Source organism: Evtepia gabavorous (assembly GCF_003425665.1).
Classification (GTDB): domain Bacteria; phylum Bacillota; class Clostridia; order Oscillospirales; family Oscillospiraceae; genus Evtepia; species Evtepia gabavorous.
Window position 1 is genome coordinate 21,920 of record NZ_QQRQ01000019.1, and the last position, 11,484, is coordinate 33,403.

The following is an 11,484-nucleotide window of genomic DNA, read 5'->3' on the forward strand; positions in this document are numbered from 1 at the left end:
AATTACCCCTTTCTAATTTCAAACAGAGCAACCATTGCCGGGCGACGGCAATGGGAGTTATCCCGATTTTATTTATTATATCCGTCTAAACCGACCCCGTCAAGAATCCAGGGACCTTCTTTGCAAACCTTAGAATTTTCTCAAAAAAACCAGAGGAGGGGAGCCTGGCATTTTGTGAAAAAATGGGGGCAAATTGCCCTCTGCTTGTACTTTCTCAGGGGGATGAATGTCCGCAAAAGGGAGATTTCTCTGGAGAAAGGAGGGGAAAAAGGCCAGGGCACGGCGGGAGGCCGTGCCCTGGGAGGGGATAGGAAGTATTACACTTCTTCTTTTAGGAATCTGCGGTTTTAATTGTTACGCTGAGGGCCCCTCCGAACAATCCAGGAATGGTGACTTCCAGGGTCAGGTCTGCTGATTGGTCAGAAGAAATCACAATAGTATATGTTGCAGCTGAAAGATCACTCGGAAACGCCATTGCTACAACGTTTTCTTCTTTGTCTAAATAACAGGTGTTCCCGATGCCAATATCATCGAGGGAATCTTCAAAAGAGTATTCCGCCGTAGAATTCCTTACTATACGAGATATCTTGCTCACCCATGCCTGATCCGCTTCGTCAAATTTCAGTTCATAATAAGTATTGCCAGAAGAGTTTGTCTTCTTTTCAATACTGGGCGCCGTGGTGGGAACAGAAATAGAAGGTTCCTCGGGGCCTGGGTCCGGGTCTGTACTATCTGTCACCAGGTTTCCATCGCTGCCCACAGTGAAGGTCAAATCTTCGTAGCCAGTTGCCGAGACGGTGACAGCTACCTCTTCTCCAGAAGGAAAGCAGGCTACACTAAAATCGAGGTAGGCTGCGCCTTGACTGCCAATGCCGATTTTGAAGCCTTTCACATCGTCATCAAGAAAAGATGTTTTTTCACACAGATCACCATTTAAGGTGGCGGAGGTTACTGCGTTCAGATAAGCACTCACATCGTCATCGTTATCGCGGAAAGACACCCGATAATACTCATCGTATCCTGTTTGATGGGTAATTTCCTGAACCGTTGGGGGCTCTTTTGCTGTGGGCTCCGGGGTTTCCTCTTTTTCTTTCATCGTAAAGGTTACCGTCTGTTTCTCATAGCCATACGCTGCGGAAAGGGTCAGAGTATATGTCCCCGCTACGTTTGCCCACGATTCCGTAAACAGATTTTTACCGAGCGTTAATGTGGTTCCGTTGAAAGAATAGCCATAGCCTGTGCCTTCCTGACCCTCAGGGAGGACGGATCTTTCCTGCTCATTCGGCCCCGTCAGTTTTACAGAAGTGATGCTGGCGAAGAAATCACACGTGTCACCGCTGTGATGGCCGTTGCAGGTAATTACCACAGCCTCTCCCAGCGCAATGGGCTCTGCCGGCGCATTCAGAGAAACCTCCTCCAGCGCCTTCTGATACGAGAAGGTGAGCTTGGCGGTCTGGTAGCCCTCCACGGAGAGGGTCAGGGTGTTGGCGCCCAGCTCCAGCTTGGTTCCAAGCTTCTCTTGGTCCAGGGTGATGGTGCCCGCTGCTTTGTCAATGGTATAGGCGTCCGTGTCCAGTTCCGCGCCGCTGTACGTGGCGTCATTCAGGTAGAGCTTGCCCTGTTCTGCCAGAGCAGTCAGATATGCTTTATCCTTGCACAGGAATATAGGATCGGTACCCTCGGTGACGTGGGAGACCGCGGTATACTGGCCGTCCTCCTCCTTTACCAGGGTCAGGTCCGGCACAGGCTTGCTGGCGGTCTCGCTGAAGGAAGTGGTTTCTCCCAGCAGGTTGTCTTCCAGGACCTGCTTGACCGCGTAGGGGCGGTTGAGGGTGGTCACGGCACTGCCGGTTTGGATGTACTCGGCAAAGGACAGGTATGTGCCTCTGCTCTGCGCGGTATTGACGGCGTCAAAGTAGCCGCTGGCTGTGTAGACTTCCTCTGCCCCTTCCAGATAGACCGCGTCGTGGGTCATGCTGTCCCAGCGCTCCACAATGGCCTGGGCGGACGCGTTGCCGGTTTTCAGCTCGGTCATAATTTCTGCGTTGATCAGCAGGTCTGCCTGGAAGACCAGGTTTGCGTTCATGGTGTTGCTGCCGCCCTCAGACCCGGAACCGGAGGTGGCGCCGCCGCTGCTGGTGGAGCCGGACAGGGCGTCGATGGCAAGCCCCTTGGGCAGGTTGGCGGAGGCCGGGTCCGTTCCTTTCGTTACCTCGAATTTTTTCGAAAAGGACTGGAACCCGTCCGCGTATACCGTCAGCTGGTATGTCCCCTTGGTGGGGATATGATTGGTTTTGTCGTTGTACAGCACGAAGGTATCGCCAATCAGGTACCAGTCGTCAAGTTTGGTGAGGGTGGTGGTTTTGCCGGCGGGGTCGGTCAGGTCCACCCGGTAGATGGGCATGGTGATGCCGTAGGTCATATCCTGGACCTGGAAGTGGACATTCTTGCCAGATTCTACCGAGGCTTCGGTGAGGGTCATGGAGGGGACGGTTTCGTTTACCACGTGGATGGGGAAGAGCTTGCTCTCTCCCTGGGAGGTGACCCGCAGCTGATAGCGGCCGTTGGAGAAGAAGTTGCTCTGTCCCAGGGGGACCTGGATGCAGGCCACGGTGCCGCCGTTGTGGGGGTATGCCTTGTCCAGGGTGTAGTCCAGCTTCTCGTTGAGGGTGTTGTTTCTCTCATCCGCGGCCACCAGGGCCACGTTGGTGATCCCGTCCACCCAGGCTTTTTCCGCCTCGGTGCCGTTGGCGTAGTTGAACATCAGTTCCACGGTGCCGCTTACGTTATAGATGTTTCCGGCGGAATCGTCCTTCTTCAGAACCGCATCGGGAGAGTAGTATGCAATGGCATCCGCGTCCTGGTTGGTCAGGCTGAAGGTGGTCTTGCCGGGCTTGACGCGGACCTGTCCGGCGGCGTCGTAATTGGTCAGATGATAGTCCCAAACATAGACCGGACCGTTGGTCAGGAAGTAATAGGTCTCTGCTTTTTCTCCGACCGCCGGTGCCGTGGGATTGGCGTTGTCGGTCAGGGCAACCGTCTGGCGCTGGCTGCCCTTGGAGATCACCACTTTGGCGGGGTTCAGGGCGGTAATCTCCCACTTGACCAGGGAACCGTCGTCGGTGACTGGGGTGCAGGCGCTGGTGACATCGGTGCCATCCACGGTCACGGTGCAGTTTTCCAGGCTGTTGCCGTCGGTGAAGCGCACCGCCACGAACTGGCTCCAGCCCAGGTCCACCAGCTTGGTCTGGCTGGCCACCACCAGGTCCTGCTGGGTGGTGCCGCCGCCCCCACCGGAGGAACTGCCCCCACCGGAGGAGCTGCCTCCGCCGGAACCGCCGCTGGAAGAGGGAACGGTTTCCGTTTTGCCGGGGGAGACGGTTTTGTCGCCAGCCTTGATTCCGGTGACCCCGTCAGCGGCGGATACCTTGGTTCCCTGGGTGGAGACTGTCACTTGGCTGGCATTGGCCTGGACGGAGGAGACCTTGCCGTTGCCGGTGATCCGGGTGTTCTCGGCCGCCACGGTAATGGCGTCCACGGCGGCCCCCTTCTCAACGGTGATGTGGGCGGACTCGGACACGAGTACCCGGTCTACCTTACCGTCGATGGAGAGGTCAGACTGAACCGTGACCGTCCCCAGATCGCAGGCAGAGGCGTCCAGACGGGTGGTGCCATTGGGGTTTGCCACCACGGTGCCGCTGCCGGCGGAGGTGCCGGTGAGCTGGACGCCCTCTCCGCCGCCGCGGATGACGATCCGTCCCGTTACACGGACGTTGTCCAGGGAGACGTTGGCCGCGCCATCGGCCAGGATCAGGTCCCCGTGAACCGTCAAGTGGTCCAGGGAGACGGCGTCCCCCCGGACAATCACATTGCCCGCCACCATCCGGGCCGCGGGGCCGCTCTGGTCCACATAGGTGCCGGCCAGATTGCTGATGACCTGGGCAAACTCCGCCCGGGTGATCTGGGACTTGGGGTTGAGCTTGCCATTGGAGCCGGTGACGTAGCCGTTCTCCACCAGGGCGGCCACCGCGTTTGCGGCCCAGGAGGAGACCTCTCCCTTGTCCGGGAAGGTGTTCAGCGCGTCGGTGTCCTCCGCCTCCAGCACAAAGGCCCGGGCCAGCACGGCGAAGGCCTGCTCCCGGGTGATGGGCTGATTGGGCCGCAAGGCGCCGTTGTCCCCTTGGAAGGTCCCCATCTGCACGGCCTTGGCCAGCTCTTCATAGTACCAGTCTGTGGGTGCCACATCCTCATAACCGGACAGGGAGGCCGTGGCTGTGGCGCCGAAAGCCCGGTTGACCATGGTGGCCATCTGGGCCCGGGTCAGCAGGCCGGTGGGATTGATTTTTCCATCGTAACCGTTCAGCAGTCCATTTTCCACGGCCTGGCTCAGGGCCGGGGCCGACCAGTCCGACGGAAAATCCGTAAAGTCGTCTGCTGTGGCAGCCACAGCAGGGGTTGATAGGAGCAGAGCCCCTATCAACCCCATGATAACAGGGTTCTTGTCTCTCATTGTGTTCCTCCTATGGATGGGATTAGCTAACGCTAATTCTTGGGGTGAAAAGGGCCTTCTGCCGCAGAGGCGGCAGAAGGTGATTAGCGAATGCTAACCAACGAGCCTTAGTGTAGCACGGCGGTTTTTTCCTGTCAATTCCGTCCCCGCTGGAAATCCGCCGGAAACGCCCAAAAATCCAGGGAGAAACCCAGTAAAAAACGCTGCCCTGGGGCAGCGCGGCAAAGGGGGAAGACAGCCCGGCCGACCGGGAAAGTCACAAAAGTTCTTGTTTTCCCTCTTGCTATTTTCGACAAATATTGTTACAATAAACCCGAAAAACAAAAAAAGCGGCAGTTTCCGGGAGCGGCAACTCCCGGAAACCTGTCCAGGTGAACAGAGCACCTACACAACGGCCACCAGGCCGCACCGCAAGATGATTATACCGTTTTTTCACCCCGTATGTAAGAGGGTTTCTTGCCTTTCAACGGGAACAAACCAACCTTCCTTTTTCCATTTTTCGTGGAAAATACGTATAACTTTCGCCGGTTGACGATACCGCGACGGACGGCCGCAGGCCGCCGGTGAGCTGGCAAGTCCTTTTCCCCGTCCCGCCGAGGGGCGGTGGCATGGAAGGAAACTCCCGGCTGAGTGGAGAGAAAAGGGCGGAAGAAAAACATCCCTGCGGCGCGTTGTGCGTACCAAGACGATGCTGTCGTTTGTTATGCTGTGTAGGATCTGCCCCTGCACGGCATTTTGTTTTTCTCCGGCCGGTCTGGGGAGGATGGTTGGCCTCCCCGGACGTCAGGCGGAAAGGGAGTGGATGAAAGCCGCCGGAGGTTCTCCGGCGGCTTTTGTCATGGGGCGATGCGGATAGTCGGGCAAAGCGGCTTTCCGGCATGAGGGAAAAAAGGCGGCGGTCCAAATGGACCGCCGCCAAAATTACATGATTCTGCCAGAGAATGGAAGTGTATTAGCACTTCTCGAAGATGGCAGCCACGCCCAGGCCGCCGCCGATGCACAGGGTAGCCAGACCCTTCTTGGCGTCGGGACGCTTCATCATCTCGTGGAGCAGGGTGACAATGATCCGGGCGCCGGAGCAGCCGACGGGGTGGCCGATGGCGATGGCGCCGCCGTTGACGTTGACCTTGGACATGTCAAAGCCCAGCTCACGGGCCACGGCGATGGACTGAGCAGCAAAAGCCTCGTTGGCCTCGATCAGGTCCATGTCGTCGATGGTCAGGCCGGCCTTGGACAGAGCCTGGCGGGAAGCGGGGATGGGGCCGGTGCCCATGATCTTGGGATCGACGCCGCCCTGGCCCCAGGAGACCACCTTGAACAGGGGCTTCAGGCCGTACTTCTTCACAGCTTCCTCGGAGGCGATGATGATGGCGGCTGCGCCGTCGTTCAGGCCGGAGGCGTTGCCGGCGGTGACCCGCTGCACGCCGGTGTTGTCGGCGGAGGGGGTCATGTGGGTGGCCTCGAAGGTCATCTCCACCTTGTCCAGCGCACCGTCAGCGGAGGTGGGGAAGGCACCCTTCAGCTTGGCCATCTTCTCCAGGGTGGTGTCCTTGGGATGCTCGTCCACCTTGAACTCCACGGTCTCCTTCTTCTTCTTTACCATGACAGGCACGATCTCGTCCTCGAAGCGGCCGGACTTGATGGCGGCCAGAGCCTTCATCTGGGAGTTGTAGCCGAACTCGTCCAGCTCTTCCCGGGTGATGCCCCAGATGTCGCAGATGTTCTCAGCGGTGGTACCCATGTGATAGTTGTTGTAAGCGTCCCACAGGCCGTCCTTGATCATGGTGTCGATGATCTGGGTGTGGCCCATCCGGGCGCCCCAACGGTTGGTGGGGATGGCATAGGGAGCGCCGCTCATGCTCTCGGTGCCGCCGCACATCACCAGGTCGGCGTCGCCGCACTGGATGGCGCGGGCACCCTCGATGACGGACTTCAGGCCGGAGCCGCAGACCATGCTGACGGTGTAGGCGGGCACCTTCAGGGGCACACCGGCCTTGACCATGCACTGACGGGCCACGTTCTGGCCCTGAGCGGCGGACAGGACGTTGCCGAACATAACCTCGTCCAGCCATTCGCCCTTGACGTTGCCGCGCTTGAGGGCCTCGGCAATGACGGTGGCGCCCAGGTCAGCGGCGGGGACATCCCGCAGGGAGCCGCCGAAGGTGCCGACAGCAGTACGGCAGGAACTGATGACATATACGTCTCTCATGATAGATCGTACCTCCAAAAAAGTTTAACAGGTATGCATAAAGCGTACATTTACCGCAACATTATACTTGCCGTGCCTGCAAAAATCAACTGTATTTTTGAAAATTTCCGGGGCATTTCCAAGTTTTTTGGCGGCCCGGCGGGTTACTCCGCCGAATCTGGGAAGAGGGCGTCCAAAGCCTGGAGAATCTGGCTCTCTCCCACAATGACGTAGGCCGAGCCCTGGATGACAAGGTCCTCGTTGGAGTTGCAGCCGAAACCATAGACCGAGGCGCCGTCCGCACTGGTCAGGGAGACCTCATAGTAAACCCCGCCGGGAGGGGCGACCGCGGTGCCCCGGCCCCGGACGAAGCGGACCTCAGTGTCCTGGATGGCCTGCCACAGGCCGGACACCTGGTCGGGGCTGGTCACGGCCAGGGAGACGCCGTCCTTGTGGGCCTCATCGTACCGGGTGATTTCTCCGGTGGAGGGGATGTCGGTGCCGGTCATGCAGTCAAGGAGGGGCTGGGTGCGCATGAAATAACCCACATAGCAGGCCACGATGACGGCAATGATAACAATGGGGAGCAGAATATTGCGGAGTTTCTTCTTGTTCATAGCATCGGTTCTCCTTCTGTTTGGCAGGGGTAGAATGCTTTCATTATACGCAGGACGGCGGAAAAAGGCAAGGAAAATGCAGGGGAGCAGAAAAAAGAGCAGGGAGAAAAACCACCCGCCGGGCAAAAACGCCCGGCGGGTGGTCTGTGTTTGGGAGAGCTCAGCCGGCGGCCTCAAAATCCCTCAGGACGATGCCGGCCAGCTTCAGCACGTCGTCCCCTTTTTTCAGCCGCAGGGACAGATAGGGCTTGTCGCCGGCGGAAAAGAGGAGGCGGCCCTTGTACTTTTCCAGGCCGCACACCGCCGCCACCTTGGCAAAGTCGGGCTGGGGGAGGGAGAAGCGCAGGCTGCCCTCCTTCTGCACCAGCTCTGTGATGCCCAGGGCGGCGGCCCGGGCCCGCAGCAGGGCGATGGCGATGAGGTTGGCCACCCCCACAGGGGGATCGCCGTAGCGGTCGATGAGCTCGTCGGTGATGTCGTCCCCCTCCTCCTGGGTGCGGACCCGGGCGATGCGGCGGTAGAGGTCCATCCGCTGTTCCGGGGCGGGGATATACCGTTCCGGAATGGCCGCGGCCACGGCGAAGTCCGCGGTACAAAGGGTCTCCCGCACCACGGGCTTGCCCTGCTCCTCCAGCACCGCCTCCTCCAGCAGGCGCAGGTAGAGGTCGTACCCCACGCTCATGAGGAACCCGGACTGTTCGGGCCCCAGCAGGTTGCCCGCCCCCCGGATTTCCAGGTCCCGCATGGCGATTTTGAACCCGGAGCCAAAGGCGGCATACTCCCGGATGGCGGACAGCCGCTTGGACTGGTCCTCGGTGAGCACCTTGCTGGGTCGATAGGTGAGGTAGGCGGCGGCCCGGCGGGTGGAGCGACCCACCCGGCCCCGGAGCTGGTGGAGCTGGGCCAGGCCGAAGGTCTCGGCATTTTCGATGATAAGGGTGTTCACGTTGGGCAGGTCGATGCCCGTCTCGATGATGGTGGTGCACACCAGGATGTCCAGCTCCCCGTCGGTCATCTGGCTCATGATGTCTCCCAACTGCTCCTGGTCCATTTTTCCATGGGCGGTGGCGATGCGGACCGACTCGCCCAGCAGGGCGCGGAGCTTGGCGGCGGTGCGGTCGATGGTCTCGGTCCGGTTGTGGAGGTAATAGACCTGACCGCCCCGGTCCAGCTCCCGGCGAATGGCGTCGGCCACCAGGCCCCAGTCATGCTCCAGGACATAGGTTTGGACGGGCTGGCGGTTGGTGGGGGGCTGCTCCAGGGTGGACATGTCCCGCAGGCCCGAAAGGGCCATGTTCAGGGTCCGGGGAATGGGGGTGGCGGAGAGGGTCAGCACATCCACCTGGCTGGTGAGTTTTTTCAGCTTCTCCTTGTGGCCCACCCCGAACCGCTGCTCCTCGTCCACCACCAGCAGGCCCAGATCGTGGAACCGGATGTCCTTGCCCAGGAGCTTGTGGGTGCCGATGAGCAGGTCCACGCTTCCCTCCGCTGTCCGGCGGAGGATGTCCCGGGTCTGTCCGGCGGTGCGGAACCGGGAGATCATCTCGATCTCCACGGGAAAATGGGAGAAACGCTTCAGAGCGGTCATGTAATGCTGCTGGGCCAGCACGGTGGTGGGCACCAGCAGGGCGGCTTGCTTGCCCTCCAGCACGCATTTCATAATGGCCCGGAAGGCCACCTCGGTCTTGCCGTACCCCACGTCCCCGCAGAGAAGGCGGTCCATGGGGATGGACTTCTCCATATCGGCCTTGATCTCCGCCGCGCAGCGAAGCTGATCCTCCGTCTCTGGATAGGGGAAGAGGGCCTCAAAGTCCTTTTGCCAGGGGGTGTCCGGGGCAAAGGCATGGCCGGCCAGCCGCTGACGCTGGGCGTAGAGCTGGATGAGCCCCTTGGCCATATCCTTGGCGGCCTTTTTGGCCTTGGTCTTGGACTTCTCCCACTCCGTGCCCCCCAGCTTGGACAGGCGCTTGCGCCCGGGGTCGTCCCCGCCGCCGATGTATTTGGACACCAGGTCCAGCTGGAGGGCGGGGACGTAGAGGATGTCGGCGCCGGCAAACTGCAGCTTGATGTAGTCCCGGTCCGCCCCGTCCACCGGCATCTTCACCATGCCCACAAACCGGCCGATGCCGTGGTGCTCGTGGACCACCAGGTCCCCGGGGGCCAGGTCGGTGAAGGATTCCAGCCGCTGGCGGGTGGTGGGGTCCGCCTTGGGCCGGCGAGTTCGGGGGGATCGGGCGGGCAGGGCCTCCCCCTCCGCCAGAACGGCAAACTTTCCGTCGGGGAAGTCAAAGCCCGCAGACAGCCCCCCCACGGCGATGGTGATCCGGCCGGGGGCGGGCAGGTCGTGGAGGCGCTCGTCCACGGCGGAGAACACCCTTTTCTCCCGCAGCATGGCCTGAAGGGCGTCGGCCTTCCGCCGGCTGGAGGCCAGGAGCACCACGGCAAAGTCCTCCTTCTGGTACTGCAGCAGGTCCTCCGTCACCGACGCAAAGCGGATGCCGTAGCCCGACAGCTGCCGGGCGGTGAAGGAGAGCAGGGCCGCTGGGGGCACCGGCGGCGCACCGGTGGGGAAGGCGTCCAGGTAGAGCAGGGTCCGGGGGGCCAGGCCGGCGCACAGGGCCTCAAAGGCCGGGGCCAGCACCGGTGGCTTGCCGGTGAGCAGCCCTTGCTCCAGTAGGGCGGTGATGTCTTGACCCAGCTGCCACAGATAGTTTTTGGCCCGCTCGGCCACCCGAGGGGTGTCACAGAGGCCCACCAGGGCGTTGCCGGGCAGATAGTCCGCCGGGGTGGTCAGCTGGTCATAGACCCTGCCCAGGGCCAGGTCCGGGGGGCCGGTCCAGGGGTCGTCCTGGGGGAGGAGGACCTCCCCGGCGGGCAGGAGGGTGCAGGTCTCCCGCTGGGCGGTGCGCCGCTGGGTCACCGGGTCAAACAGGCCCATGGAGTCGATCTCATCCCCCCAAAATTCCATCCGCACCGGCAGGTCCAGGCCGGGGGAGAAGACGTCCAGAATGCCCCCCCGCAGGGCGAACTGCCCTGTCCCCTCCACCTGGTCGCACCGGGTGTACCCCGCCCGAACCAGAAAGTCGGTGAGCCCCTCCGGCTGACAGACCTGGCCCACATGGAGCTGGCGGCAGCTGGCGGCGAAGACCGCGGGGGGCATGGTCCGCTGGAGCAGGCCCTCCACGGTGGCCACCAGCACCGGACAGTCCCCCCGGTGGAGCCGGGCCAGAATTTCCAGGCGCTGGTGCTCCCACTGGCGGGAGGCGGCCCCGGGGTGAAAGAGGAAGTCCCGGGCGGGGAGAACCGGCACCTCCGCCCCGGTGAGGGCGCTGAGGTCTCCCGCCAGACGCCGGGCCTCTCCGTCGTCGGGGCATACCAGGGTCAGGGGGCGGCCGGTGGACTGGTGGAGGGCGGCGGCCAGATAGGCCCGGTGGACGGCGGACAGACCGGACAGGGCGATGGTCTGCTTGCCCTGGTCCACGGCCTCCAGCAGCCGGGGATAATCCTCCAGCCGGGACAGAAACTGGGTCAGACCGGGGAGGGAGAGGGGGGCGGACATAGCAAAACTCCTTTCAGGGTAGGAATAGAGGTGGGTGGGCATAGGGCCCCACGACAGGTCGCCCCCACCGCCGGGGGCGGTGGGGGTGGGCTGTTTTTTCGGGCAGAATCGCCCCGACAAACGGGGCGGCGGACTGGGGGATCAGCCGTTGTACCGGGCCATGGCCTGGTCCACCCCTTGGGACAGCAGACAGGTCACCGCGTCGGCGGCCCGGGCGATGGCGGCCTCCATGGCCTGCCGGTCGGGGCCGGTAAACTTGCTGAGGACCCAGTCGGCCATGTCACTGTCGGGATGGGGCTTGCCGCCCACCCCCACCTTGATCCGGGGGAACTGGTCGGTGCCCAGGTGGGCAATGATGTTTTTCAGCCCGTTGTGCCCGCCGGCGGACCCGCTCCGGCGGACCCGGAGCTTGCCCTGGGGCAGGGAGACATCGTCGGAGATCACCAGCACCCGGTCGGGGGGGATTTTGTAAAACCGGGCCGCCTCCCCCACCGCCTCCCCGGACAGGTTCATGTAGGTGGTGGGCTTCATCAGCAGCACCGGCTTCCCGCCGATAAGGGCGGTGTTGGTCAGGGCCTTGTGCTTGAGTCTCTGGACCGGGAGATTCTCC

Annotated in this window: 5 protein-coding genes; all 5 read right to left on the reverse strand. The window is 61.8% G+C overall.

The window, feature by feature from the left end; translation table 11 throughout:
• Positions 1-331: 331 nt before the first annotated feature.
• Positions 332-4,510: an S-layer homology domain-containing protein gene (locus DV520_RS09730; protein WP_117142589.1), complete on the reverse strand. Its 4,179-nt coding sequence runs from the start codon at positions 4,508-4,510 to the stop codon at positions 332-334.
• A gap of 952 nt (positions 4,511-5,462) precedes the next feature.
• Entirely contained in the window at positions 5,463-6,719 is a 1,257-nt protein-coding gene (locus DV520_RS09735; RefSeq protein ID WP_021919745.1) for an acetyl-CoA C-acetyltransferase, read from the reverse strand.
• A gap of 143 nt (positions 6,720-6,862) precedes the next feature.
• Positions 6,863-7,315 carry a hypothetical protein gene (locus DV520_RS09740; RefSeq protein ID WP_117142590.1) on the reverse strand — a complete coding sequence of 151 codons (453 nt, stop codon included), beginning with the start codon at positions 7,313-7,315 and terminating at the stop codon, positions 6,863-6,865.
• 160 nt (positions 7,316-7,475) lie between these two features.
• Complete coding sequence (mfd, locus tag DV520_RS09745) at positions 7,476-10,874, reverse strand: transcription-repair coupling factor (RefSeq protein ID WP_117142591.1); 3,399 nt, start codon at positions 10,872-10,874, stop codon at positions 7,476-7,478.
• A gap of 141 nt (positions 10,875-11,015) precedes the next feature.
• On the reverse strand, positions 11,016-11,484 hold a 469-nt coding region (gene pth / locus DV520_RS09750), incomplete at its 5' end, for an aminoacyl-tRNA hydrolase (protein ID WP_117142592.1).

Coding starts and splice junctions, on each gene's coding strand:
- DV520_RS09735 (WP_021919745.1), bottom strand. CDS start 6,719: ATGAGAGACGTATATGTCATCAGTTCCTGCCGTACTGCTGTCGGCACC.
- DV520_RS09730 (WP_117142589.1), bottom strand. CDS start 4,510: ATGAGAGACAAGAACCCTGTTATCATGGGGTTGATAGGGGCTCTGCTC.
- mfd (WP_117142591.1), bottom strand. CDS start 10,874: ATGTCCGCCCCCCTCTCCCTCCCCGGTCTGACCCAGTTTCTGTCCCGG.
- DV520_RS09740 (WP_117142590.1), bottom strand. CDS start 7,315: ATGAACAAGAAGAAACTCCGCAATATTCTGCTCCCCATTGTTATCATT.